This window comes from Flavobacterium sp. AJR (genome assembly GCF_002156885.1).
GTDB lineage: Bacteria > Bacteroidota > Bacteroidia > Flavobacteriales > Flavobacteriaceae > Flavobacterium.
Genome location: NZ_NCWQ01000032.1, coordinates 25,429 through 51,296, shown reverse-complemented (window position 1 = coordinate 51,296; position 25,868 = coordinate 25,429). Strand labels below are relative to the sequence as shown.

Below are 25,868 nucleotides of genomic sequence, written 5' to 3'. Positions count from 1 at the left end.
TATATTTGTCTAAATTTCTTCAAAAATAGGGATAAATTTTTGAAAGAGTTTAAAGTTTCAGGTTTAAAGTTTTAAGTTGTTGAAATAGTTAATCTTGATTTCTAGGCCTCAAACTTTAAACCTGAAATAAAGAAAACATTAAACAAAATACAAAATGACAATTAACTGCAAAGGGCAACTTATTGATTTGTCAGTTCCTAAAGTAATGGGAATTTTAAATGTAACGCCAAACTCTTTTTTTGATGGCGGAAAATATGATAGCGACGAAGCTATAATAACTCAAGTAGGAAAAATGCTTGCCGATGGAGCAACGTTTATAGATCTTGGAGCTTATTCGAGTAAACCAAGTGCCGAATTTGTTTCGGGAGAAGAAGAACTAAACCGAATTGTTCCAGTTGTAAAGCTGATTTTGCAGCATTTTCCAGATGCATTACTTTCCATAGATACTTTTAGAAGTGAAGTTGCACAAGCTTGTATAGAAAATGGAGCGGCAATTATTAATGATATTTCGGGTGGAAATCTAGATGATAAAATGTTTGATGTTATAGCCAAATATAATGTTCCGTATATCCTGATGCATATGCGAGGTACGCCACAAACGATGCAAACCTTGACTGATTATGATGATATTGTAAAAGAGATGCTTTTTTATTTCTCCGAAAAAATAGCACAAGCCAGAAGTTTAGGTATAAACGATATTATACTAGATCCTGGTTTTGGCTTTGCTAAAACACTAGATCAAAATTATGAAGTTCTACAAAAAATGGAATTATTCAATATCTTGGAATTACCAGTTTTAGCTGGATTTTCAAGAAAATCTATGATATACAAGTATTTAAATACAAATCAGCAAGAAGCTTTGAACGGAACAACAGTTTTGAACACGATTTCTTTAACAAAAGGAGCTAAAATTTTACGTGTTCATGATGTGAAGGAAGCAATGGAATGTGTGAGTTTGTTTAATAAAATAGCAGTTTAGCGAATAAATTTAATTCAACACTTGTGAAAGGAACGCGGATTAAACGGATTTTATTCCGTCCCGACATTCTGGGATTTGCGTTCCCTTATAGACAATACTGAAAGTCGTACAGACAAAATAAATTTGTGACAAAAAATAAATAAAAACATAGAATTTAAAATATGAAATACCTTAGTCTTATTCTCGTTTTACTTCTTTTTTCTTGTGGAAAAAAAGAGGATGTTCTGTTGCCAAAATCGAATGTGTCTGTAGTGAAAGATGTGCAAGACCATTCGCCTATTTATATCTTTTTTAGAGTAAATGGAAAAGATACTTTGGCGGAAGTAAATAGAAAAAACAGTATTATTTCGACCAATTGGTTGTTTAATATAGACAAGCGTTTGCCTTTACGATTAGTTATTCCAGAAGTAGCAAAATTGCAAGAAAAGAAACGAGCTGACAAAGCACATGAAAATAAAAAAGCCGAAAATTATTATTCGTACGCAGATAGCATCGGAAAGAATTTAGCTTTTGTACCTTTTACGGAAGTGTATTATAAACTCGAAAAACCAAAACAAGAAGGATTAATCATCTTTTTTGAAAAGAATAATAAAATGGTTAAGGTGAATAACGAAACAATTAAAAGAGAAGAATTACTCAATTATATTGCGAGTCTTGATTTTGCGGTTAAACCAAAAATGCAATTTTGCTTTGATAAGAATATGAGTTATGAAAGTTATATTCAGGATAAAGTTTTAATTAATAAGTTGCAATCATTTGCAATGGTTATAGATGAATTTATCTATTAAAAATGAATAAATCTAGCTGTACGAAATCTTCAGGTTTTGTATTGGCAAAGAGAATTAAAAAGGAAAACCTTGCAGGTATGCAAGGTTTTTTTTTTTATGTCTTATTTTATTATAAATAAAATTGTAAGTAGTTTATTTAGTGTTTGTTAATTGATAATTTTGCAAGAATTTAGATAGATTCTATATTCACAATGGTAGCATGGTTTTTTTGTGCTAGAAATAGAATTTACAAAGAAAAAGAGAAAATCAGGAGTGTGAAGTCTGGTTTAATGGTTGGTTTGCTATTGATAAAATTCAGTATTATGGTAATGAAAAAAATAATGATTGCAGTTAGCATTCTTTATATATTTAGTTTTAGTATAGATGGAAATGCACAGTCTTCTGTTGTAGATTCATTAGAAAGTGTGACTATAAAATATTTGGATAAATATAGTAATAATATTAATAGGCAAACATATGTGGTAGTTAGATTTTGCTCTTTGTTTGGTAAGTATATAATATACATTGAACCCAGGCATGATAAATTGTGTAGAGACAGTGATGGTATTTACAAAATACAAAACATAGATGGATTTAAGAATGTCTATTTTTTTAATGATTTTATGAATTCTATTAAAATAGATGAAGAAAATAATCATTTTTTTCTAAATGATGAAGAATGTGAAGAAGCTAAAGGAACAATGTACCTCACAAATTTAATAATGTTATTGGTTGACAATAAATTTTCTATAGAAAAAGAAGTTAAAGGAATTAGTTATAGTGCTTTAAAAGAAGATTTATTATGTCCAACAGCACCTGGGTCTATACAAAGAGCTCGTATAATAAAAAAATATGGACATCTGTAAGTGTCAATCTTATGGCTTGGATGTGCACGCTATTAGCGTATAAAATCTCCTTGCTGATAAAAAACGATAAAGAATGAAAAAGAATGCAAAAAGAGGTTAATGCTTTTATAGATAAACATCCTGAGTTTATCTATATAATAATTGGAGTAATTGGATTTGTAATAATCGGAATTATCGATGATAGTTTAGATACTATGTTTATACTATTTTTAAGTGTTTTAGTGCTCGGTACCTTAGTAGGATTAATATCTTTTTTGATAAAAATATTTTTAAAATAGGATAATTTATATCGTTGTATAAGGTCTCCCGATTTGATACCGACTAAGAAAATAGAAAGTAAAACAGCGTATTATTAATAAGAGTAAAATATGATATTCATAAAACTGTTGTATTCAATATTATTTATTGTATTTACCTATATTTTATATTTAAAATACAATTATAAGGTAGAGATTAAGTACAAGTATATAATTGTGCTATTAATTTTTAGTATTGCACTATTTGTAATTAATAGTATATACGATGGATTATCGATTAAGTTATTACTTTTATTGTTCTTGTTTTCTTTTGCTCAAGTAATAATGCATTTTATGAAGAGGATGATAAGTATTAAAAATTCAAGTAATATTTTAAATGAAAATTTGCAGCTTAATAAAAACTACCTAGATTTTAAGGATTTTATTTTTGATAAGATTTTTATAATACTGATTTTGGGTTATCAATTATTACTCATTTGGTTTCCAGCAATTTTTAATAGAATGATTAGCGAATAAGTTGATATGGAATTATCATTAATATATAAAATACAATTAGTAAAAAACTAGAAATGATGAAAGAAAAGATCTATATTTTGGAGCATGTTTATACTGAAGATGAAATAGACGAGATAAAATTTATAGGAGTATTTTCTTCTAAAGCAAATGTTCAACTAGTAATATTAGAATTGAAGGACAAACCTGGATTTAAATAGGATCCTGTAGAATGTTTTATTATAAGTGAAGATATTTTAGATAATTATGGATGGAAAGAAGGGTTTGGATGGTAATAAATAAAATATAGTAATAAATGGAAAATAGTAAGTATTTATACAGTTTTATAATGCAATATGATGGGGGAACTTATATTGCTCAGGTTTATGCAACTAATGAACATGAAGCAATGCGTGTATGGTTAAATGAATTAGATGTTAAGCCTATAGACAGTTTCACGGAAAAAGATAAAAAAAGATTAATTATGGAGGATTTTGTTGATGAAAATCCTATTCTGATTTCAGGTTGTAAAAACATTTGGAATATCGGATTAAGAATAAGAAAAAATAAAATGTTAGCCATGATTAATATAGTAAAAACTATAGAATGAACGAGATTAAAGGATAGGGGTAATTCGTTTATAATAACGAGAAATTAGATAACCCAATGTCTCGGATATACCGCCCGATTGCGCGGAAATTTTTTCCGTGTCCACAAAGAGAATCTATAAAGAATAAAAAAAGAAAAACCTCACTGTGTGCAGTCAGTTTCAGGAAACAAACTGTACATAGTTTCTCGGCCTTGTACTAATATAAAATAGTGCAGGAATTTGAGAAACAATGACAACGGTATATAATATAATAACAGCTTTTAATTTAATTTAATTGAAAAAGCAAAATTCAAAATAAATAAAATGAAGAAAGTGATAATTGTGAGTGTGATATTGCTGTTTGTAAGTTGTAATGATAAAATAGCTGGTACTTTAGGTAGAGGATCCGCATATGAGTTTAAATGTAGTGAAGAAAAATTAAATATATGCTTAGATAATTTTCAGGAAAGTTCTAAGTATTTAGCAGTACCGGAAAAATGGAAGCAGTATGATAATTGGGAACAAATAGGTTATGGATTTCTTAATGGTAAGATTTTTTATTTCGAAGGTAATTCTGGATCACCAGAAGAAATGTACTACGTTACTGTATTAGGATCTGATCCTAAATTAAAAAACATCGCTAGTACTTCTATAAGATCAGTTTTTAGAATGGTCGGAGAAACACCGCGTTGGTTATATTTTGAAGATTTAAGCAAATCAGAGGCAAATGAAGTTGAAAATAGATTTCAAAAAATGATTTTAAATGAAATGATAAAAAGCGATTGTAATTGTAGTGATTATGTTATAAGCAATAGGTAATAAGCCTAACTCTTCGAAGAGTTCACAATCGCTCGTACATAAACAACGATTGCATGAAAATTCTTTCCATGCTCACAAACAAAATCGATAAAGAATAGGAAAAGACTAGAAAAAGAAAAACCTCGCATTGCGAGGTTTTTTATGTTTTATGAAGAAGAAATCTATTGATGATGATAAGGTTCGTTTCTTAAAATCGTAAATCCACGGTACAATTGTTCGATAAAAAACAAACGTACCATTTGGTGTGAGAATGTCATTAACGAAAGCGAAATTTTCCCTTGTGCTTTGCTATAAACGGTATCTGAGAATCCATAAGGTCCACCAATTACAAAAACTAAGGTTTTAATACCTGAGTTCATTTTCTTTTGTAATTCTTCTGAAAAACCAACGCTTGAGAAGTTCTTACCGTTTTCGTCTAATAGAATTAACTGATCAGTTGGTGTTAGTTTTGCTAGAATCAATTCGCCTTCTTTTTCTTTTTGCTGACTCTCCGATAAGTTTTTTACATTCTTGATGTCAGGAATAATTTCCAAATCAAATTTGATGTAAAAAGACAAACGCTTAGTATAATCGTCAATTAAAGTTTGAAGCGATTTATTGTCGGTTTTGCCAATGGCGATAAGTTTGATGTTCATTCTCAGAAATTATATTTTGTTTTGAGTTTTAAGTTTTTGCCACAGATTAAAAAGATTAGACCGATTTTATCCCGACGCTTCGGGATTGCGAGCTTTACGGTTAAAAAGCTAATTATATTTTATTCTCAAAAACAGTTTCAAAATGTTCTACAATAGGAAACGGCTCGTAGTAATGATGTAATAATTTCTTCCATTCCAGATATGCTGCCGATTCTCTAAAACCAATTGTATGGTCTTCAAGATTACGGCAATCTACCAATAAAAGATACTTATTGTGTTGTTCCATACATTTTTTAAGACTGTGTCCTAAATAACCTTCTATAGAACTTATATACTGACTTGCTTTAGCAAAATCATTTTCGAAATCCTTTTCTTGGTCTTTTTTTACAAATAAAACAGCCGCTTCTTGAATCATATTTTATTTCTCTGAAAATTTAGCTTCAAAAGTTTTAAATCTTGCATCAAGGTCTTTTAGCAATTGTTTTTTTACGGCATTATCCTGAATGAAACTGTAGTTGATACTATTGTAAACGTATTGTTTAATTGTCGCATAAGAAACATCCTGATATCTGCTGGCCAATAAAACATATTGCTCTGTCATATTTGTTCTTAAAATTCCTGCATCATCAGTACTAATTACAATTGGGACATTAAATTCTTTGTATAATGTAAAAGGATGACGTGCATTTTTTACTTTCAGGATAAACTCATTACTTACTAAGTTAATCTCAATCGGAATATTATTCTTTGCCATGTAACGCAATAAGTCATACGAGTTTTCTTCGTAAGCGATATCTACACCGTGACCGATTCTATTAGCTCCAGCAATATGAATAGCCGAAGTAATATGCCATGTTAATTCTTCTGGTTGTACAAGTCCTAATGTAAGTTCACCAGCATGAAGTGTATATTTTACATCTGGAAAACGAGAATGGCAGTATTTAAACATTACCATGTGTAACCAATAATCTTTCATAGACGTTTCGCCATGTTCTGGAGAAACGATATTTACACCCGCTACAAGCTTGCTTTTGTCAGCAGAGATAAAGGCAATCATAAGATTTTTGAATAAATCTACAGGCTCCATAAAACGCAACACAAAGTTTTGATAGCGCATTGTGAAGTTTGCATCATCAATTTTAAGGTCTTTATGTAATTTGGCTATAAAATTAGTATTGAAATCCTCAGCGTATTTTACAGCATTTTTATCTTGTAATGATTTATAAAGTACATCTAGAGATTTAAAAATTGCTTTTTCGTCTTTTTGAGCAGCAGCTAGTCTTAGTTTTGTATTAAAGTCGGCTAAATCATCCACATTCATATCACAAGGAATTGTGTTTAATTGCGTTTCGATATAGCTTACATTTTCTTTAATTGCTCTGTTTTTAAGCTCAAGCATACCTTCGGCAAAATGTCCGTCGATAGTTGGAGAAAATTTCTCGAAAGAGTCAAAGAATAAATCATCAGAAGGAACAGCAACACCATTATAGTCTTTTGCAGACCAAGTTTGCATGATTTGTTGCTTGTAATATTCTAGTTTTCCGCTGTTTCTAAGGGAAGAAAAAGTCTCCCAGTTTCCTTTTGCAGGTTTTGCTTTTAGAACTTGCATGGTTTCTAAATTCAAATAGAAATCTTCTGCGATAGCTCTTTCTAATAAAGGTTCGGCATAGATTGAGCCTGAAAAATGATGATGTAAATCACCGCCTTTTGGCATCTGAGAAAAGAAAGCAGTTAGTGCTGCTTCGTTATTTCTGATTTTATCTAAATAAGTTGCTGTTGATTGTGAAAAGCAGAGTTGTGCTATGAAAAAACTAAAAACTGTAATTATCCTCGTCATATAGTAAGTTTAAATTACATGCAAATGTAATTGATTAGGAGGACATTTGAAAATTAAGATGAAAATTGGTGAACCGACAGGTTGTTTTCTTATATAAATGTAAAAAAAAGACGCACTGTTGTGCACCTTTATAGAACCTTTTAAAAAAATAGAACGCGGATGACACAGATTTACTTCGTAAAGACGCAGATAAAAACAGATTTTTAAAATAACAATGAGAAAAAAATCCGTTTTTATCCGCGTTTTCGCCAAAGGCGAATCTGTATCATCCGCGTTCCATATTATGCGCAATTGGAACTCAGCATTGCTCTACGTCTCCGCTTAGTCTAACAAGGTTGTGACTTAGAACCTCAGCATCTTTGCAGCTCAAAACCTTTGTCCCTTTGCATCTCAGAACCTCAGTACCTTAAATAATTAGTGAAACAATACGTCTTTTATATCGTCTGTTTTATCAAATACGCTTTTCGCAAAAGGGCAAAGCGGAATGATTTTTAGATTGTTTTCGCGAGCATATGTTACTGCTGCCATAACTAGTTTTTTTCCAACACCTTTACCGTTAAAATCGGGATTTACTTCGGTATGGTCAATTATAAATTTAGTATCTCCAGCCCAAGTATAGGTCATTCTTCCACCTTCTTTTCCGTCTTCTACTGCTTTATAATATCCTTTTCTTCCTTCGTTTATTTGTTCTATTTCCATAATATTTAGTCTAAAGTTGTTTGTATTTGTATCGTGTTTGTTAGCGTTTTGTGAATTGGGCAACTATTGGCAATTTTTAAAAGCCTTTCCTTTTGAGCTTCATCTACATTTCCTGTTATCTCTATCTTGCGGTTTAATAAGGAAACGTTTTGTTCTGAGTTTCGCTCAAAATCTACCGAAATATTAATTTCTGTAACATCCCATTGTTTACGGTCAATATACATACGTAATGTAATCAATGTGCAAGATGCCAATGCAGAAGCCAATAACTCGGAAGGGGAGAAGCCCAAATTTTTTCCTCCCATTTCTTGTGGTTCATCAGCAATAACGATATTACCGCTTGCCGATTTTATTTCCGTTCGGTATTTTCTTGTGTCAATACTTGCTATTATCGTATTCATAAATTTATCGTATTTGAGGTTTTGGTAAAGGGACAAAATCGGTTTCACCAGGGACTTTTGGAAAAGTTTGTGCTTCCCAGTCTTGTTTTGCTTTTTCCAATATTTCTTTGTCTGATGAAACAAAATTCCAAAAAATGAAATGTTCTTCTGGAAAAGGAGTTCCTCCAAATATATAAACGGTTGTATTGGCAGCGATTTCAAATTCGCATAAGGTACTGTCGTTTGCAATCAGGATTTGTTTTGGGTCGTATGTATGCCCATCAGCTTTTATACTTCCGTCAAGAATATATAATCCGCTTTCGCCAAATAAATCTTTTCCGATGTTTATTTTTTGTGCCGTCGTACTTTTGATCTCAATAAAATATAACGGACTATACACGGGAACTGGTGATTTTTTTCCGAAAGCTTCTCCTGCAATTAGCTTATAAGAAACTCCATCTTTTTCCCAACTCGGAATATCACTGGCTTCTACATGCACAAAATTAGGTTCCATTTGCTCCAATTCTTTTGGTAACGCTACCCAAATTTGCAATCCATGAAGCGTTTTTTTAGATTCACGTAAGTATTGTGGTGTTCTTTCAGAATGCACAATTCCTTTTCCTGCTGTCATCCAGTTTACTGCTCCGGGTTTGATTTCTATTTCGGATCCCAAACTGTCTTTGTGCATGATACTTCCCTCAAATAAAAAAGTAAGGGTAGATAATCCGATGTGAGGATGTGGCGGAACATCTAAATTTTCTTGTTCGCTTAAATGAACCGGTCCCATATGGTCAATAAATACAAATGGTCCAACGGCTCTTTTTTGCCGAAAGGGCAATAATCTTCCTACCATAAAATTACCAATACTGGCAGCGCGTTCTTCAATAATTAGATTTACGTTTGACATATTATATTTTTTAAATTAATCTTCCAGAGTTCCAAATTTACCATTATTGTAATCATTTACAGCCTGAACTAATTCTTCCTGCGTGTTCATTACAAAAGGTCCGTGAGTAGCAATTGGTTCGTTAATTGGTTCTCCGCTTAAAATCAATACGATACCATTTTCTTGTGCTTCGATATGAAAATCTTCGCCTTCATTTTCGAATAAAACCAAATGATTTGTCGGTATGTTTGTAATATCGTTTACTGTAATACTACCTTCTATAACCAATAATGCAGTGTTGTAAGTTGCTGGGAAATTAAAAGCTGCTTTTCCGCCTTTAAGTAATCTTGCATTAAGTAAGTGCAAAGGGGTAAAGGTAGATGCAGTTCCTTTTACATCTTTATATTCTCCAGCAATCACTTCGATATGACCACCATTTTCAGGAAGTTCATATTTATTAATTTGGTCATTAGTGATTCCTTGGTATTTAGGTTTCGACATTTTGTCTTTAGCAGGTAAGTTTACCCAAAGTTGTACCATTTGGAAATCGCCTCCAGTTTTACTGAAATTTTCTTCATGATATTCTTTGTGCAAAACTCCCGATGCTGCAGTCATCCATTGTACATCGCCTTCGCCAATTACTCCGCCACCTCCGCTACTATCATGATGTGCTACTTTGCCTTTATAAGCAATAGTTACGGTCTCAAAACCACGATGTGGATGTACACCAACACCTTTTGGAGTATTTGTAGGCGGAAAATAAAATTTTGAATTATAATCTAGCATGATAAAAGGGCTCATGCGTTTCATACTTAATTGTGGTACACTTGGAATAAAATTGTGCACTCTAAATCCATCACCAACATAATGTGGTTGTCTTGGAGCTACTACTATTTCTATATTTTTAGTTTTCATAATGTATTTGTTTTATTGTTATACAAAGTTACTCTCATTATGAAAAATGTAACTTAATGTAGATTAAGAAGTGAGTTAGTATAAAAGTAAGGAATATTATTTAATTTTTTTTAGTTGTTGGTTGAGGGTTATTAGTTGTTGGTTTTTGAAATGATGAGTTTTAGAAAATAGGAGGTTTTGAATTGATTATAAATGATTTGGCTTTAGCCAAAATAATAAAGCTTTTTTAGGCAATTGTTACTAAAATTTTCACGCAAAGCCGCGAAGTCGCAAAGGAAAGGTGTGTAATCTTGGCGTTTTTGCGATGACTTTATTTGTAAGAGTATTAAAACGACATTAACCTATAAAAAAGGGATCAATTCAAAAATGAGAATAAAAAAAGGACGTTCATACAAAATCGTACAAACGCCCTTTATTAAATAGTATAATACTTTGAATTTAATTGTTTTTAACACATAGAGACATAGGCTTCACTAAAATGAAAGAGAATTAAAGAAAATCACAATTTCTTCACATAGCCTTATGCGGTTTATTTTGAGTGAAACGTCTTTTTTACAGTTTACATATTATATGCTATGTTTCTATTGTGTTAAATAAGATTTTATGGATTATTTAGCAATACCTAAAATTTCATTTTCTGAATCCTTACGGCATTTAAAATCGCTAATAAAGCAACACCAACATCTGCAAACACTGCTTCCCACATGGTTGCTAAACCTCCTGCACCAAGTATTAGCACAACAGCTTTTACAACAAATGCTAAAGTGATATTTTGCCAAACGATTTGTTTGGTTTTTTTACCAATGTTTATAGCAGTATAAATTTTTGTTGGTTGGTCGTTTTGGATAACGATATCTGCAGTTTCAATTGTAGCATCACTTCCTAAACCGCCCATTGCAATACCTGCATGAGCAAGAGCAACAACTGGCGCATCATTTACACCATCTCCTACAAAGGCAATTTTTAGGTTTTTATCTTTAAGTGCTGTTACTTTCTCGACTTTATTCTCCGGCAATAAATCTCCATAGGCTTCATCGATATTTAGTTCTTTTGCAACAGCATTAACAACAGCAGTTTTATCTCCCGAGAGCATAACTGTTTTTACGTTTATACTATGTAAGCTTTGAATCGCTTGTTTGGCATCTTCTTTAATTTCATCGGCGATTAAAAAGTAACCTGCATATTTCTGGTTAATGGCAATTACGATTATAGTAAACGGTGTATTGTCTATCTCGGAATCATAACTTATGTTGAATTTCTTTAATAGTTTAGCATTACCTGCCAAGATTTCGTTTCCATCAACTTTTCCTTTTAAACCATGACCTGCAATTTCTTCTACATCAGTAACAGAAACACCTTTTTCGGTACCTTTTGCATATTCGATTATGGCAGTTCCTACTGGATGCGTTGATTTGGTTTCGAGTGCTGCGGTATATTTTACTAAATCTGCTTCTGGAATATCTAACGCAACTACTTTCTGAACTTTAAAAACACCTTTGGTCAATGTTCCTGTTTTATCCATTACAACAACTTGAATAGCTGCCATGATATCAAGGAAACTAGAGCCTTTAAACAAGATTCCGTTTTTACTTGCTGCTCCAATTCCACCAAAATAACCTAGCGGAATAGAAATAACCAAGGCACAAGGACAGGAAATAACCAAGAATACCAATGCTCGGTACAACCAATCGCGGAAGATATATTCATCTACAAAGAAGTAAGGCAATAAACAAATTGCAATAGCGGAATACACTACAAATGGTGTATATACTTTGGCAAATTTCCTAATGAACAATTCAGTTGGCGCTTTCTTGGCTGTTGCATCCTGAACCATTTCAAGAATCTTAGATAATTTACTATCGGTATATAATGCAGTAACGCGTACTTCGGCTACTGAGTTTAGATTTATCATTCCTGCCAAAACACTTTCACCTTTGCTCTTGGTGTCAGGTTTACTTTCGCCTGTTAAAGCCGCTGTATTAAATGAAGCATTATCAGAGAGTAATTCTCCATCTAAACCTAGTTTTTCTCCAGGTTTAAGCTGAATAATAGACCCAATTTGAACGCTTTCGGCTTTAGTTATTTTTGGCTGATTATTTTCCAGAATAGTAACCTCATCAGGACGTTGGTCGAGTAATGATTTAATGTTTGCTTTTGCTCTGGTAACTGCCAGTGTTTGGAAAGTTTCGCCAATAGCATAAAATAACATTACTGCAACTCCTTCGGGATATTCACCAATGGCAAAAGCTCCGATTGTAGCAATACTCATGAGCAAAAATTCTGAAAAGAAAGAACCCTTTCGGGCGCTTTCTAATGCTTCTTTAACGACTGGAAAACCTACGGGTAAATAGGCAATTACATACCAAACGATTCGTATCCATCCCGTAAACCAGTTTTGTGGCAAATAATTATCAAAAACAATAGCAATAATTAATAAAGCAAAGCTAATTATTGCTGGAGCAAACATCTGGAAAACGGTTTGGTCTCCTCCTGAATGGTCGTGCCCGTCGTGATCATCATGAGTTTCTTGCTCATCATGGGAACAACATCCTGAATTCGTATTTTTTGAAGATTTTTTATCGGGGACTTTACAATCTACTTGCTTATTATTCTCGTCGGGTTTATGTTGATGGTTCATATTTATTTCTTTTTAAATCCACAAAATTGAAAATTCTGTGTTGTGTTAAATGGTGTAATATGATCTTCTGTAAAACATTTTATTGTTTCAAAACTTTTATTAAACGTATTTTTCATTGTCTTTTCAGAATATTGCTTTATTTCTAATCCGCTACATTTTAATGGTCCATTTTCTGAAAATGTGCCTAATAAAAAATGACCATTAGGATTGACTGCATTACTGATAATGGAGACATATTTATTGATACTTTCGTCATTAGTTAGAAAATGGAAAACGGCTCTGTCATGCCAAAAATCGAATTTTACATCAGGGATAAATTCTGTAATATCCGAGACAATCCAACGTACTGAATTAGCTTTTTCGCCTAAGCGTATTTTTGTTTTTTCTAGTGCAGCAGCAGAAATATCCAATATCCAAATGTTTAGAAAACCTTTGTCTAATAAAGCATCGACCAGATTACTATCACCACCGCCAACATCAATGATATTGGCAGTTTTTGATAGTTTTATGTTTTCTATATAATCTATTGCAGTTTTAGGATATTCTTGTGTCCAGCTTACTTCATTTGGAGTTTTGGTCGTGAATACATTTTCCCAATGTTGCTTATTATTCATATAAAAATTAATGTGTGTGTTCTCCACCGCCTTTTTGGGCTGCTAATAAGTAGAAAGCACCCTGTGTAACAATTTGACTATTCTCAGGGATTGAAGTTACAAATTTTATTTCGGTATATCCCATATCGGTTGTACCAGGAATAACTTCTATAGCTTTAAAGTGTATTTCTTCATGCTCCTCTTTGTGTTCTGCTTCAGATTCTTGTTTCGCTCCTTTTTCAGGATGAGGATGTGAATCTTCTTTTATGTAGATAAAAAATTTATCCCCATTTTTTACAACAGCTGCTTTAGGTAAAGATGGAACTGTGGCACTGTTTAAATTGATATTAGCCGAAACATACATTCCTGATATTAATCCTTTGGCATCATCTGGGTTTATTTTGGCGTGAACCGCAACAGTTTTACTTTCGTTAGAAAACGATTTATTAATACCAAATATTTTTCCTTTTATCGATTTATTAGATTGATTGGTAAGAATAAAATCGACTTCCTGACCGATTGAAATCGAACCTAAATCTTTTTCATATACGTTTAAATCTAAGTGCATCTGGCTATTATCAACAACTTCAAACAACGGGATTCCTGTATCTGCAAATGCGCCTTTGGCAATGCTTATTTTCCCCACATAACCACTTATTGGCGATGTAATAGGTATTAATGCGCTGTTACTGCTTGTGCTTACATTTAATGCTTGCAATCTATTTTTTGCAGCTTGTGCTCTTGCTTTTTCTACGGCTAATTTTGCTTTTACTTCCTGAAATATTTTTCGGGGATTTACATTTTCATCAGCCAATGTTTTCTGACGATTGTATTCCAATTGCAAATACTCGATATTGGCTGTAGCCGATTTATAATCTTCTAACATTCCAACAACTTCAAGATTTTGGATGGTTGCCAAAACTTTTCCTTTATTTACAAAAGTACCTTCCAGAACAAAGATATCTTTAACTGTTCCGCCAAGTAATGTAGCTATTTGAGCCGAATTTTGAGGAGGAACTGTTGTGTATCCATTGGCTTTAATAATGGTGTTGAGGTTGCGATTTTCGACTTTACCAAATTGAATTCCAACTGTCTTAAATTGCGCTTCGGTTAATGATACTTCTGTTTGTTCCTTTTCTTCTTCATGTGCTTCTTCTGTTTTCTTTTCGTTGCATGATGTTAAAGCCAGCATTAAAAAAGCAATTGGAAGTAGAGTAGAAGTTCGGAGTATTGTGTTCTTTATATTTTTCATTGTATGGAATATTAGTTATTGGAAATTGTTGGAAATTGTAATCGAATGGCACTTTGATTGTATGTATTCAAAGTCTCAGCATATTGTTTTTTGATATCAATTGCTTGATTTAAAAAACTGATATACGTCCAATAACTCATATCTCCGTTAGCATAACTTTTTTGTGCTGTCGTAATAATTTGTTCTGCATACTGCAAACCTTCTGTTTGATAATAATGTAACCCTTTTTCCTGTTTTTCAAATTCATTTTGTAGTTCCTGCATTTGTAATTCCAGTGAAAATTGATTTTTCTCTAATTCCAGTTGTGATTGCGCAATACTTATCGAAGCTGCTTTGGCTTTAGCCGTATTTACACCTCCAAACAACGGAATTTGTAAACCTGCCGTAAATCCCTGAAACATGGATTTAGTATCGATAGTTTGAGCAAAATAACCTAAACCTAATTTTGGTGTACGTTGTGCTTTAAACGTATTGGCTTCTTTTTGGAAAACCGAAATTTGTTGCTGATAATAATCATTCATCAAGCCCTCTACTTTCGATTTATTAGATTCCGTAAGAGAAGCAAATTGAAGCGGTGTAGTACTATCAGGCACAATGTTTTCTTTTGTTCGAACAAAAAACTGTAATTGCTTCTGGTAAATAGCCAAATCGTATTCTAATTGTGCTTTTTGTGTCTCAATTTCTTTAGATTTAGCCTTTGCGCTAATAACTTCTATATTGCCACTTTCGCCTGTTTTAAAACGAAGTTCTGCATTTTTTAGGAACAAAGCATACACATTGAATAATTCAGTATTTAGTTTTTGAACAGAAACACCGTATAGATATTGATAATAGGCTAATGTTACTGCTTTTTCGATTTCATATTCTGATAAAGCTTTTTGCTTTTCGGCCAGTTTTACCAGTTCTTCCTGCAATTGTCGGTTGGCTTTGGTAATTTTTCCGATAGGAAAATATTGCTGTACCGAAACATTATTATCATATGAAGCACTATTAAATTGCCCTCCCTGATATTCTACTTGTAAAGGGTCGGGTTGAAACGCTGTCTTTTTAAGCACCGTTTGTTTTTCTATCTCTTTATCAGCGATTTTTAAGTTAATACTATTAGTTTTTGCCATTTCGATTGCTTTATCCAAACCAATAGGTTGGTTGTTTTGTGCAAAAGAAAAGCTGCTAATAAGTAATAAAAGCACTGTTACTATAGGTTTTATCATTGTCGTTTTTCTTTTAATTTTTGTTTCGAATAATAAGTATAGTATCGGCAAAACAATAAGCGTAAGTAATGTAGCCGAGAATAAACCGCCTATTACAACAGTTGCAAGAGGTTTTTGTACTTCGGCACCGCCACTAGTAGATAATGCCATTGGTAAGAAACCTAAAGAGGCTACGGCTGCGGTCATTAAAACAGGACGTAATCTTGTTTTGGTTCCAATTAATACACGTTGTAAAGGATCTGTAATACCTTCGGCTTTAAGCTGGTTAAAGTAAGATATTAGTACAATTCCGTTTAACACTGCAATTCCAAATAAAGCAATAAAACCAATTCCTGCCGAAATACTAAACGGCATTCCACGCATCCACAATGCAAATACACCACCAATTGCCGAAAGCGGAATTGCGGTAAATATCAAAGCGGCTTGTTTAGTGCTTTTAAAAGTAAAATAAAGTAAAACCAAAATTAAACACAAAGCGATTGGTAAAGCAATAGAAAGACGCTTATTAGCTTCGATTAAGTTTTCAAATTGTCCTCCGTAAGTAACATAATATCCTGCAGGAAGTTTGAAATTGTTATCCAGTTTTTGCTGAATTTCTTCTACAACACTTTTTACATCACGTCCGCGAACATTTAGTCCGATAGTTATTCTACGTTTACCGTCTTCACGAATTACCTGTACTGGACCTTGCTCATAATCGACAGTTGCAACTTGCGAAAGCGGCACTTGCTGACCATTTGGTAACGGAATAAATAAATTACTCACATCGTTAATGTCGTTACGATTGTCTTTGTTCATACGAACTACTATATCAAATCGTCTGTTTTCTTCATAGATTTTACCTGCAGCTTCTCCAGCAAACGAAGAACGAAGAATTTTGTTTAAATCCTCGATATTCAAACCATACAAAGCGATTTTATCATAATCGTATTTAATGGTAATCTGAGGCAATCCACTTACTTTATCGGCTTTAAGGTCACCAATACCTTCAATTTTATTGATTTTTGAAATTAATTCATTGGCTTTTCTTTCCAGAACATCCAGATTATCTCCAAAAATTTTAATAGCAATATCACTTCGGCTACCTGTCATTAATTCGTTAAAACGCATTTGAATAGGCTGAGAAACTTCGATATTGGCTCCAGGAATTTTTTCCATTTCCTCTTTCATCATATGTGCAAGGTCTTGCCAATTATCTGCGCTCGTCCATTCTTTTTTGTCTTTTAGCACAATAATCAAATCTCCACTTTCTATAGGCATAGGGTCAGTTGGGATTTCGCCACTTCCTATCTTGGTTACAATGGTTTTAATCTCTGGGAATTTTGCTTTAAGCATTTTCTCATATTGCGTTGTTGTTTTTATCATTTGCGATAAAGAACTTCCTGTCATGATAGTAGCATTAATAGCCAAATCTCCTTCTTCGATAGTAGGAATAAATTCTCCTCCCATGTTTTGAAACGTTACAAGAGCAAGAACAAATAATGTAACAGCAATACCTAAAACAGCTTTCTTAAAACGCAATGCTTTATCTAAGAATGGAGCATATATTTTTTCGAACCAAGCCATCATTCTGTCACTAAAGTTAGGTTTATGCTCAGTGTTTTTAGATAAAAACATGGCACTCATCATCGGGACATAAGTAAGCGATAATATAAATGCACCAATAACGGCAAAACCAACTGTCATTGCCATTGGTTTAAACATTTTCCCTTCGGTTCCAACTAAAGCTAATATTGGGAGATAAACAATCAGGATGATGATTTCTCCAAAAGCAGCACTATTTCTGATTTTTGAAGCCGAAGCATATACTTCTTCGTCCATTTCAGATTGGGTTAATTCTTTTTTCTTCTTGAGTTTTTGCAAATGATGCATCGTGGCTTCGACAATAATTACGGCACCATCGACAATAATTCCAAAGTCAATTGCTCCAAGACTCATTAAGTTTCCGCTTACACCAAAGGCATTCATTAAGATTACAGCAAAAAGCATGGCTAGCGGAATCACTGAAGCTACAATTAGTCCTGCACGAAGGTTTCCTAAGAATAATATCAGTACAAAAATTACAATTAAAGCTCCTTCCAGTAAGTTCTTAGTAACAGTTCCTATTGCATTATCTACCAGTTTGCTTCGGTCAATAAATGCTTCGGCAACAACACCTTCGGGTAGCATTTTGTTTACCTCAATCATTTTTTCTTTTACACGCTCTACAACTGCTTTAGAGTTTTCTCCTTTTAGCATTAGCGTTAAACCACCTACAATTTCGCCTTTACCATCTTTGGTTGTAGCACCAAAACGAATGGCATTTCCTAATTGTACCGTTGCAACATCACGAACCAAAATAGGAGTAGCATTTCTGTTTTTAATAACAATGTTTCCTATATCTTTTATTCCAGATGCCATACCAACACCACGAATAAAATAAGCGAATTCATCTTTTTCGATATAAGCACCACCAGTATTTTGGTTGTTTTTTTCGAGAGCGTCAAAAATTTCTGTAATCGTAACTCCGGCACTATTTAAGCGGTTTGGGTCAACAGCAATTTCGTATTGTTTTACGCTTCCTCCCCAAGTGCTTACTTCGGCAACACCTTTTACACCTTGTAATTGTGGTACGATAATCCAATCCTGAATCGTTCTTAAACTGGTAGCATTGTATTTATCTTCGTAGCCTTTTTTGGCATAAACATCGTATTGATAAATTTCGCCAAGACCTGTTGTAATTGGAGCCAATTCTGGCGTTCCTGCATATTTAGGAATGTTTTCTTCGGCTTGTTTTAATCTCTGGAATACTTGTTCACGTGCCCAATAGGTATCGGCATTTTCTTCAAAAACAACTGTAACAACCGATAATCCGAAACGAGAAATACTTCTAAGTTCAATTACTTTCGGAATTGTTTTTAGAGATTGTTCTATCGGATAGGTTATTAATTGTTCTACTTCCTGACTTGCAAGAGTAGGAGCGGTAGTAATAATTTGCACCTGATTATTTGTAATATCAGGAAGCGCATCGAGCGGTAAATTTTTAAGTGAAAAACTTCCCCAGGCTATAAGAACCAAGGTTAGTAATAGTATAATGAATTTATTCTTTATACTAAATTGTATAATCTTATCTAACATTTTCGGGATATAATGAATGAGAAATCAGGACGAGAAATCGCCTGTTTTTTTGTGGTACACCACAACACATTTACCCGTATCCCGAAGCGTCGGGGCGGGCTACATTATACTATTTGGGGCGGTTGCCAAATACTTCCGTAGAAATTGGAAGCAAGAATTGAATGATAAGATGATAAAGGCTTTTTAATAAGAGCTGTCTCTTCAGTAAAAATCCATGTAATAGCAGGAGCTGCAGTTAAAACTTGAGCTGCGCAACAATTACAACTACAGAAAGGAGCACAAAGGTCCAATCCTTTTGTGTGAGATTGATGACCATTATCTTTACTTACTATTTCGCTTGTATGCGATTTAGTTTCGCTTTCCAGCGTATCTGCACAAGGCAAGCACGATAGCACGATTAAATAAACTGATAATATGATGTTAATCCATTTCACGGCAGTAAAATTACAGATAAAAGTCTGATATTTTAAAAAATATTTATGTTTTTTAGCAGAATAATAACATAGTTTTAGTGTAAAACCTTGAGGTATAAGTAAGGTCTTGCTCAGGAAATACCTATTTTTTTTATCTAAATTTAAAAAAAACGAACCATATAAGTTATGTAAGTTCATTTAAGGAAAACTTATATTTCCTTATATCACTTATATGGTTTTTAAAGAAACAACTGTTTTATTCTTAGTATTAAACCAATTTGAAATCTAATAATTCGCTTTCAGTGCCATTAATAATTATCGATAATTGATGTTTTCCTAAATGAAATACACGTGTTGTGATTACCTTAAATGATTGGTTTCTTTTAATCTTAACCAATTGATTTGGCTGATAAATACGCTCACTAATTTTGAATACTTTTTTAGCCAGATGGCCTTTTGATTTCTGATAATAAACGGCATATTCTAATCGAATAGTTTTACTCTCAGAGTTAGCATTATTCAATGAAAGCTGAAATTCTAGGTATTCGCCAATTTTTACTTTTGGAGTACCAATTTCAAATTCTGATAATAGGATATTAGTACTCTCTAAGCCATAATGTTTCAGGATATCTACATTACCTTGTTTTAGTAAAGTGCGAGAACCATGTTTGATAATAGCATCGGTTTCTGGGCTTATATTTTGCCATTTGGCAGCAATATCAAGTACAATTTCGGGATTGTCTTTTACAATGTCGTTGAGGTTGTTGGCAACACTACGACGAACATACTCGGACGAGTCAGTTTTTAAATTTTCTAATATTGGTAAAATTGGCGTAGGGTCTTTCTTTAAGGCAGGAATAGCCATTGCCCAAGGTAATCGAGAACGAGAACCTTCGCTTGCCAAACGTCTTACATGGTGATTTTCATGCAAAGACCATTTTATCATTTCATCAATCATATCCTGATGGTATTTAATAATAAATGGGCGAACGGCAAACTCGCAACTTATAAATTGCGTAATCATTACAAATGCTTTTGCGCTTGTTTTAAAATCATCAATACCATATTTCTCTATATAATCAGCAAAAAAGATAAAAGCCAGATTACCATCAGTAAATTTGTTTTTCTTTAAATTCTCGATAATATTCTCAATTGTTAAAACTGCTTTTCCAAAGTCTTTAGGCATAAATTCATGTAAGACAATTGTAGTATGCTGCATGCGATCTTTCCATTCTTTATTGACAAAATCAGCATCAAAAATCAAATTCATAAAGTGTTGTTTGTCAAACTCAGGAATGACTTTAGCTACACAATCAGTAAAATTTTCGTAAAAAGCAATCGAGTAAATATCTTTAATTAATCCCATTTGATAGTAAATTGAAGTTCAAAGATATTTAATAGAGAGCATACAAAAAATAAAAAAGCGAACCATTTTAAACCATATCTCTTAATGATGAAAAGAAGATATGAGTAATAATGTTTAAACCATTAAGGCATTAAGTTTCATAAAGTGTAAAGCTTAATCTTTCTTAATTTCTTAATGGTAAATAGAAGATAATCTTAATCCCTTAATGGTAAATTTAAAATATTATTTTGGCAAATAAGATAAGTCTTTGGCAATATCTAAATAAAATTTATTTAGCCAAGTACTAGTTGATTGTAAATAATCAGGAGCCACAATACTTAAGTGATCTTGCCCTTTAATAGTTGGATGCACATCCCAAACACCTTTTGGCGCCAACTTTCTGTTAAGCGGATCCATTAATACATAATCATGCCCAATAGGATATTGACTTGAAACTACACTTACTAGTCCATCATTTGGTCTCCAATTTAAAAAACCAAGAGGTAAGCTTGCTGTAGTTCGGCCTATATTAGCAGCTTCAAGTTTAAACAAAAGACTCATAGTAGAGGCAGGTGACCAAGTTCCATTAGTTTGCTCAACCATGTCATTAAATGTATATGATGCATAATAAACATTTGGCGAACTCTTAACCCATTCGTTTTGTACCTGCATTGCTTTTACACTCAAGTCATACATACAATTATCTTGCGAATTCCAAAAACGAGCCGATGATGGAGCGCCAGAAGATGTTTTGTCAAATATTCTGTCAAAATATGCCTTTACAGTTTCATTTTTTTGGCGTTGTAATCCCCATTGTCCAAGGTCAAAATTGTAAAATGTATTTTGCTCTAGTCCAATTCCTCCTATAGCACCCATTCCAAGTACCATTTTCATAAGATCCTCTCTAAAATAGCCAGAATCTACAGTTAAAGCACCATTTTGCACACCCGCAATTGACGTAAGACTTGCTACCCAATTTTTTTTATTTCCTTTAAATAAGTCCGAAGTCGGAGCTTCTTGACCACTAGGGACATAAGCTTTTTCTGCTGCATCTCCATTTTCTAGTAGCTGAATTAAAAATCTTGGAGACGCACCACCTAAACTATGACCAACAATATGTACTTTATTAGTAGCACTCCATTGTTTGTAAAATCCAGGATAAGTATCGCCATAACGGTTATGTCCATGTTTTAGAGCATGCGCAGCGCCATAATCTACTCTTCCGCCTACGATATTATAGTAAAGCTCAACAGCACGATCCCAATTACTAGATATCGGCCCTACCGATGCCGTAAAAGTTTTATATCCGTAAAGGTTTAAATAGGTTTGAGTATCTCCAAGTCCGCCCCAATAACGATAACCAAGCATTTCATCGCGTCCCCAGCCGCACATTCCGTGAACCAGTACGATAGGATAATTATTTTGTCGTTTGTTAGGATAAGCATCGAGACTGTTTGTCGTTACTTGTTTTGTAGTAAGAGATTTAGTGGTTGCGGTTGTAGCAGCCGAAGTCAAATCTTCTTTTTCACACGAAGTAATAATTGTTATGCAGAAGAGTAAGAGAATAATTTTTTTCATAAATAAGAATTTAATTTTTTTTAAAATTGAGTGTCATAAATTAGAATGAGTACTTTAAAAATGCACCAGTAAAACTTTTTTTGGACTAATAAATCAGCTTTATTTAGTCTTTTAATAGTAAGATTATATTTACATTGCGAATTTGTTTAAAAACGAAAAGACTATCTACTACTAAAAGTTTTTAAAAAAGTATTTTAAGACATTTTTTATTTCTGAAGTTCAGAGAATCAGAGGATTCAGTGTTGTGAAACTCATGGAGATTATTCAGAAATTTCGGGACAGAGATTGTATATTTTCGCTAAAGACTTTTTCCGTCAGATATTAATAAAAGTTGTGTTTTAAATTTTCAAATCGTCTAAATTTTCAAATCCACAAAATATATCCTACTTTAGCATTCTATTAAAATTCATACAAAATGATTAACGAAGTACAATTTCAGAACGAGTTACAATTGCTTATTTTTAATGCAATTCGCGAAGATGTAGGCACAGGAGATTATAGTTCTCTGGCTTGTATTCCTGCAGATGCACAAGGAAAAGCCAAATTATTGGTAAAAGAAGATGGAATAATTGCAGGAGTTGCTTTTGCTAAAATGATTTTTAATTATGTTGACCCAAGTTTAAAAGTCGAGACATTCATCGAAGATGGAACTCCAGTTAAATACGGAGATATCGTACTGCATGTTACAGGTAGTTCACAATCGATTTTAAAATCGGAGCGTGTTGTGCTTAACTCGATGCAACGTATGTCGGCAATAGCTACTAAAACAAACCAATATGTACAGCTTTTAAAAGGTACAAATGCCAAGATATTAGACACCCGTAAAACGACACCAAATTTTCGTGTTGCCGAGAAATGGGCAGTAAAAATAGGAGGTGGCGAAAATCATCGATTTGCACTTTATGATATGGTAATGCTTAAGGATAATCATATCGATTTTGCTGGCGGTATAACTTTGGCTATAGCCAAAACCCAAGCCTATCTTAAAGAAAACAACCTTGATTTAAAGATAATTGTCGAAGCCAGAAGTCTTGATGAAATTAGAGAAATTCTACAAAGTGATGGCGTTTTCCGTATTTTAATAGATAATTTTAATTATGAAGATACTAAAAAAGCGGTTGAATTAATCGGTGATAAATGCCAAACAGAATCTTCAGGTAACATTAACGAAAAAACAATTCGTGAATATGCTTTATGTGGAGTCGATTATATTTCTTCGGGCGCATTAACGCATTCGGTTTATAATATGGATTTGAGTTTAAAAGCATTTTAGTTTAAGTTTTAATTATGACTTACGACTTGTGAGTTAGAATTGTAATCTAAACTCAAAAATCTAAAATTTAAAAAGTATGTCTGTAGAAATAGAAGAGCGACTTGATAAAGTTCCTGTAGTACGCTATCTGGTTCGTCTCTTAAAGAATATAAAACTGCCATGGCTCGAAGGATTTTCATTGTATGATTTACTCGAATTATATACTATTGGAATCATCGAAGGAGCATTTTCATACCATGCAAGTGCTGTTTCTTTTAGTTTTTTTATGGCATTGTTTCCGTTTGCGCTGTTTATACTTAACTTAATTCCGTTTATTCCGATTGATGGATTTCAACAAGATTTTTTGCAGTTTGTACAGCAAGGAGTTCCGCCAAATACGTATGATGCAATTAGCAAAATTATTAGCGATATTTTAAATAATAGTCATTCAGGCTTATTATCATCGGGGTTTTTACTTTCCATTTTTTTAATGGGAAATGGGATTAACGGGATCCTTAGTGGTTTCGAATCATCAAAACATGTCTTTGATAAACGAGGTTTTTTTCGTCAATATTTAGTAGCCTTAGCAATATCGCTTGTCATGACAATTATATTATTTGTAACCGTTGCTACAATTGTTGTTTTTGAGGTATTTATCCAAAAAACAACAATTCAGGATGTTCTAAGCGATAGGATTCCTCTTATTATCATGGGGCGTTACTTATTTGTAATCTTAATGATTTTGATAACATCTTCTATATTATTGCGTTATGGTACCAAGCAGTATAATAAAGTGCCGTTTATAAGTATTGGTTCCGTATTTACAACAATCCTAATTGTTATATCTTCATACTTTTTTGGGATTTGGGTTATAAAATTCTCAAAATACAATGAACTTTATGGCTCAATTGGTACATTATTAATTCTAATGTTTTACATTTGGATAAACTGTATGATTTTGCTTTTGGGTTTCGAACTAAATGCCACAATCAGAAAATTAAGACAAAAAAATAATAATAACATTTAGAAGCTATTCCTGCTTTCCGCTATATCTTTATCCCTAAAAGAATCGGGATAAAGGATGTCGCTGTAATCAGGGCTAAAAAACAAACATCATGAAAAACTGGATCTTAACAATGGGCTTATTATTTGTAGTAATAGGCAACGTACAAAGTCAAACTGTAATCGGAAAATGGAAAACTATTGATGATCAAACAGGCGAAGCAAAATCGATTGTAGAAGTGTATGAACAATCAGGTAAAATTTATGGTAAAGTAGTTGAGATTCTTCGTGAAGATCACAAAAAAGATGTGTGTACTTCGTGCTCAGGAGCGCTCAAAAACAAGCCTATCTTAGGAATGGTAATCATAAATGGTTTAAAGAAAGATGGTGATGAGTACAACGGAGGAACAATTTTAGATCCAACAAACGGTAAAGTGTACAAATGTTATATTACATTAGACTCTGCAAATAAATTGAAATTACGCGGATTTATTGGGTTTTCTCTTTTAGGAAAAACACAATATTGGGTAAGAGTTAAATAAACTTAATTGAGTTATAAAAAAAATGCGAAATAAATTAATGATATTATTTTTGCTCATAGGATTTACAAAATCTTTTGGACAAACAGAAAATAATAAATTACAAATAAGTCATCTTACAGGTGACTTTTATGTTTATAAAACTTTTCACGATTACAAAGGAACCCTGATTTCTGCCAACTCCATGTATCTGCTTACAGATAAAGGTGTTGTGTTATTTGATGCCCCTTGGGACGAAGCACAATTTCAGCCATTGCTAGATAGCATAAAAGCTAGGCATCATAAAGATGTTGTTATGCATATTGCAACACATTCGCACGAGGATAGAGCAGGAGGCTTGGGATTTTATAAACAAAAAGGTATAAAAACATATACTATAAAACTAACCGATCAGATTCTTGAAAAAGAAGGTAAAAAAAGGGCTGAGTTTATAATACCAAACGATACTACATTTACAGTTGGGCAGCACCGTTTTGAGGTGTTTTATCCAGGTAAGGGACATGCGCCAGACAATGTTGTAGTTTGGTTTAATAAAGAAAAAATACTGTACGGAGGATGTTTTGTAAAAAGTACCGATGCAACAGATTTAGGTTACTTAGGAGATTCTGATGTAAAAGAATGGGAGCAATCTATTAAAAAAGTTCAGGCAAAATTCAAAAAACCAGTATATATCATCACAGGACATGATGATTGGAAAGATCTCCAATCTCTTAACCATACCTTAAAAATGGTAAGAGAATATAATGCAGCAAAAGCTTCTGGGAATTCAGATAAAAAGTAAATTTGCTTTAAAATTAAAAACTAAAT

At 32.9% G+C, this 25,868-nt stretch carries 23 protein-coding genes; 9 read left to right on the top strand and 14 right to left on the bottom strand.

The features are described from left to right. Positions 1-154: 154 nt before the first annotated feature. From folP to B8T70_RS10180, 5 genes are all read left to right on the top strand, one after another. Positions 155-979 carry a dihydropteroate synthase gene (gene folP / locus B8T70_RS10210; RefSeq protein ID WP_086894770.1) on the top strand — a complete coding sequence of 275 codons (825 nt, stop codon included), beginning with the start codon at positions 155-157 and terminating at the stop codon, positions 977-979. Between the two features lie 161 nt (positions 980-1,140). After that, positions 1,141-1,767 (top strand): hypothetical protein, encoded by a 627-nt coding sequence (locus tag B8T70_RS10205; RefSeq protein WP_039117640.1) that lies wholly within the window; start codon positions 1,141-1,143, stop codon positions 1,765-1,767. Between the two features lie 191 nt (positions 1,768-1,958). Continuing rightward, positions 1,959-2,612: a hypothetical protein gene (locus B8T70_RS10200; RefSeq protein WP_086894769.1), complete on the top strand. Its 654-nt coding sequence runs from the start codon at positions 1,959-1,961 to the stop codon at positions 2,610-2,612. A 1,065-nt stretch (positions 2,613-3,677) separates the two neighbouring features. Next, complete coding sequence (locus tag B8T70_RS10185; protein ID WP_086894766.1) at positions 3,678-3,971, top strand: hypothetical protein; 294 nt, start codon at positions 3,678-3,680, stop codon at positions 3,969-3,971. 303 nt (positions 3,972-4,274) lie between these two features. Continuing rightward, entirely contained in the window at positions 4,275-4,769 is a 495-nt protein-coding gene (locus B8T70_RS10180; protein WP_242667449.1) for a hypothetical protein, read from the top strand. 161 nt (positions 4,770-4,930) lie between these two features. Here B8T70_RS10180 and rlmH read toward each other — a convergent pair whose 3' ends face one another. The 14 genes from rlmH to B8T70_RS10110 form a co-directional block, all read right to left on the bottom strand. Further along, positions 4,931-5,404, bottom strand: a complete 474-nt coding sequence (gene rlmH, locus B8T70_RS10175) for a 23S rRNA (pseudouridine(1915)-N(3))-methyltransferase RlmH (RefSeq protein WP_035628752.1) — start codon at positions 5,402-5,404, stop codon at positions 4,931-4,933. A gap of 112 nt (positions 5,405-5,516) precedes the next feature. Beyond that, the gene (locus B8T70_RS10170; protein ID WP_086894765.1) at positions 5,517-5,819 is read right to left on the bottom strand and encodes an antibiotic biosynthesis monooxygenase; all 303 of its coding nucleotides are present in this window, start codon (positions 5,817-5,819) and stop codon (positions 5,517-5,519) included. 3 nt (positions 5,820-5,822) lie between these two features. Next, positions 5,823-7,241: an adenosine deaminase gene (locus B8T70_RS10165; RefSeq protein WP_086894764.1), complete on the bottom strand. Its 1,419-nt coding sequence runs from the start codon at positions 7,239-7,241 to the stop codon at positions 5,823-5,825. Positions 7,242-7,655: 414 nt separating this feature from the next. Further along, complete coding sequence (locus B8T70_RS10160; protein WP_035628749.1) at positions 7,656-7,940, bottom strand: GNAT family N-acetyltransferase; 285 nt, start codon at positions 7,938-7,940, stop codon at positions 7,656-7,658. 5 nt (positions 7,941-7,945) lie between these two features. After that, the gene (locus tag B8T70_RS10155) at positions 7,946-8,341 is read right to left on the bottom strand and encodes an OsmC family protein (protein WP_086894763.1); all 396 of its coding nucleotides are present in this window, start codon (positions 8,339-8,341) and stop codon (positions 7,946-7,948) included. 4 nt (positions 8,342-8,345) lie between these two features. Next, positions 8,346-9,227, bottom strand: coding sequence for a pirin family protein (locus B8T70_RS10150; RefSeq protein WP_039114549.1), 882 nt, complete (start codon positions 9,225-9,227; stop codon positions 8,346-8,348). A gap of 15 nt (positions 9,228-9,242) precedes the next feature. After that, complete coding sequence (locus B8T70_RS10145) at positions 9,243-10,121, bottom strand: pirin family protein (protein ID WP_086894762.1); 879 nt, start codon at positions 10,119-10,121, stop codon at positions 9,243-9,245. Positions 10,122-10,743: 622 nt separating this feature from the next. Beyond that, positions 10,744-12,759, bottom strand: coding sequence for a heavy metal translocating P-type ATPase (locus B8T70_RS10140; RefSeq protein ID WP_086894761.1), 2,016 nt, complete (start codon positions 12,757-12,759; stop codon positions 10,744-10,746). A 2-nt stretch (positions 12,760-12,761) separates the two neighbouring features. Continuing rightward, entirely contained in the window at positions 12,762-13,373 is a 612-nt protein-coding gene (locus B8T70_RS10135; protein ID WP_086894760.1) for a trans-aconitate 2-methyltransferase, read from the bottom strand. A gap of 7 nt (positions 13,374-13,380) precedes the next feature. Further along, positions 13,381-14,604 (bottom strand): efflux RND transporter periplasmic adaptor subunit, encoded by a 1,224-nt coding sequence (locus B8T70_RS10130; protein WP_086894759.1) that lies wholly within the window; start codon positions 14,602-14,604, stop codon positions 13,381-13,383. An 11-nt stretch (positions 14,605-14,615) separates the two neighbouring features. Then, complete coding sequence (locus tag B8T70_RS10125) at positions 14,616-18,932, bottom strand: CusA/CzcA family heavy metal efflux RND transporter (RefSeq protein ID WP_086894758.1); 4,317 nt, start codon at positions 18,930-18,932, stop codon at positions 14,616-14,618. A gap of 104 nt (positions 18,933-19,036) precedes the next feature. After that, entirely contained in the window at positions 19,037-19,366 is a 330-nt protein-coding gene (locus tag B8T70_RS10120; protein WP_086894776.1) for a DUF6660 family protein, read from the bottom strand. 247 nt (positions 19,367-19,613) lie between these two features. Then, entirely contained in the window at positions 19,614-20,711 is a 1,098-nt protein-coding gene (locus B8T70_RS10115) for a DNA alkylation repair protein (RefSeq protein ID WP_086894757.1), read from the bottom strand. A 222-nt stretch (positions 20,712-20,933) separates the two neighbouring features. Next, positions 20,934-22,268 carry a triacylglycerol lipase gene (locus B8T70_RS10110; protein WP_086894756.1) on the bottom strand — a complete coding sequence of 445 codons (1,335 nt, stop codon included), beginning with the start codon at positions 22,266-22,268 and terminating at the stop codon, positions 20,934-20,936. A 415-nt stretch (positions 22,269-22,683) separates the two neighbouring features. On the opposite strand from B8T70_RS10110, the gene nadC reads away from it, so the two are divergent. The 4 genes from nadC (at position 22,684) to bla-B1-FLAV (ending at position 25,842) form a co-directional block, all read left to right on the top strand. After that, complete coding sequence (nadC, locus tag B8T70_RS10105; RefSeq protein WP_039114538.1) at positions 22,684-23,541, top strand: carboxylating nicotinate-nucleotide diphosphorylase; 858 nt, start codon at positions 22,684-22,686, stop codon at positions 23,539-23,541. Positions 23,542-23,617: 76 nt separating this feature from the next. After that, positions 23,618-24,547, top strand: a complete 930-nt coding sequence (locus B8T70_RS10100) for a YihY/virulence factor BrkB family protein (protein WP_039114536.1) — start codon at positions 23,618-23,620, stop codon at positions 24,545-24,547. 88 nt (positions 24,548-24,635) lie between these two features. Next, on the top strand, positions 24,636-25,064 hold the full coding sequence (locus B8T70_RS10095) for a DUF2147 domain-containing protein (RefSeq protein ID WP_039114535.1): 429 nt from the start codon (positions 24,636-24,638) through the stop codon (positions 25,062-25,064). A 22-nt stretch (positions 25,065-25,086) separates the two neighbouring features. Then, complete coding sequence (gene bla-B1-FLAV / locus B8T70_RS10090; RefSeq protein ID WP_086894755.1) at positions 25,087-25,842, top strand: subclass B1 metallo-beta-lactamase; 756 nt, start codon at positions 25,087-25,089, stop codon at positions 25,840-25,842. Positions 25,843-25,868: the final 26 nt, after the last annotated feature.

Excerpts from the sequence above, each read along its gene's own strand:
- folP (WP_086894770.1), top strand. The coding sequence starts at position 155 with ATGACAATTAACTGCAAAGGGCAACTTATTGATTTGTCAGTTCCTAAA.
- B8T70_RS10205 (WP_039117640.1), top strand. The coding sequence starts at position 1,141 with ATGAAATACCTTAGTCTTATTCTCGTTTTACTTCTTTTTTCTTGTGGA.
- B8T70_RS10200 (WP_086894769.1), top strand. The coding sequence starts at position 1,959 with ATGGTAGCATGGTTTTTTTGTGCTAGAAATAGAATTTACAAAGAAAAA.
- B8T70_RS10185 (WP_086894766.1), top strand. The coding sequence starts at position 3,678 with ATGGAAAATAGTAAGTATTTATACAGTTTTATAATGCAATATGATGGG.
- B8T70_RS10180 (WP_242667449.1), top strand. The coding sequence starts at position 4,275 with ATGAAGAAAGTGATAATTGTGAGTGTGATATTGCTGTTTGTAAGTTGT.
- rlmH (WP_035628752.1), bottom strand. The coding sequence starts at position 5,404 with ATGAACATCAAACTTATCGCCATTGGCAAAACCGACAATAAATCGCTT.
- B8T70_RS10170 (WP_086894765.1), bottom strand. The coding sequence starts at position 5,819 with ATGATTCAAGAAGCGGCTGTTTTATTTGTAAAAAAAGACCAAGAAAAG.
- B8T70_RS10165 (WP_086894764.1), bottom strand. The coding sequence starts at position 7,241 with ATGACGAGGATAATTACAGTTTTTAGTTTTTTCATAGCACAACTCTGC.
- B8T70_RS10160 (WP_035628749.1), bottom strand. The coding sequence starts at position 7,940 with ATGGAAATAGAACAAATAAACGAAGGAAGAAAAGGATATTATAAAGCA.
- B8T70_RS10155 (WP_086894763.1), bottom strand. The coding sequence starts at position 8,341 with ATGAATACGATAATAGCAAGTATTGACACAAGAAAATACCGAACGGAA.
- B8T70_RS10150 (WP_039114549.1), bottom strand. The coding sequence starts at position 9,227 with ATGTCAAACGTAAATCTAATTATTGAAGAACGCGCTGCCAGTATTGGT.
- B8T70_RS10145 (WP_086894762.1), bottom strand. The coding sequence starts at position 10,121 with ATGAAAACTAAAAATATAGAAATAGTAGTAGCTCCAAGACAACCACAT.
- B8T70_RS10140 (WP_086894761.1), bottom strand. The coding sequence starts at position 12,759 with ATGAACCATCAACATAAACCCGACGAGAATAATAAGCAAGTAGATTGT.
- B8T70_RS10135 (WP_086894760.1), bottom strand. The coding sequence starts at position 13,373 with ATGAATAATAAGCAACATTGGGAAAATGTATTCACGACCAAAACTCCA.
- B8T70_RS10130 (WP_086894759.1), bottom strand. The coding sequence starts at position 14,604 with ATGAAAAATATAAAGAACACAATACTCCGAACTTCTACTCTACTTCCA.
- B8T70_RS10125 (WP_086894758.1), bottom strand. The coding sequence starts at position 18,932 with ATGTTAGATAAGATTATACAATTTAGTATAAAGAATAAATTCATTATA.
- B8T70_RS10115 (WP_086894757.1), bottom strand. The coding sequence starts at position 20,711 with ATGGGATTAATTAAAGATATTTACTCGATTGCTTTTTACGAAAATTTT.
- B8T70_RS10110 (WP_086894756.1), bottom strand. The coding sequence starts at position 22,268 with ATGAAAAAAATTATTCTCTTACTCTTCTGCATAACAATTATTACTTCG.
- nadC (WP_039114538.1), top strand. The coding sequence starts at position 22,684 with ATGATTAACGAAGTACAATTTCAGAACGAGTTACAATTGCTTATTTTT.
- B8T70_RS10100 (WP_039114536.1), top strand. The coding sequence starts at position 23,618 with ATGTCTGTAGAAATAGAAGAGCGACTTGATAAAGTTCCTGTAGTACGC.
- B8T70_RS10095 (WP_039114535.1), top strand. The coding sequence starts at position 24,636 with ATGAAAAACTGGATCTTAACAATGGGCTTATTATTTGTAGTAATAGGC.
- bla-B1-FLAV (WP_086894755.1), top strand. The coding sequence starts at position 25,087 with ATGCGAAATAAATTAATGATATTATTTTTGCTCATAGGATTTACAAAA.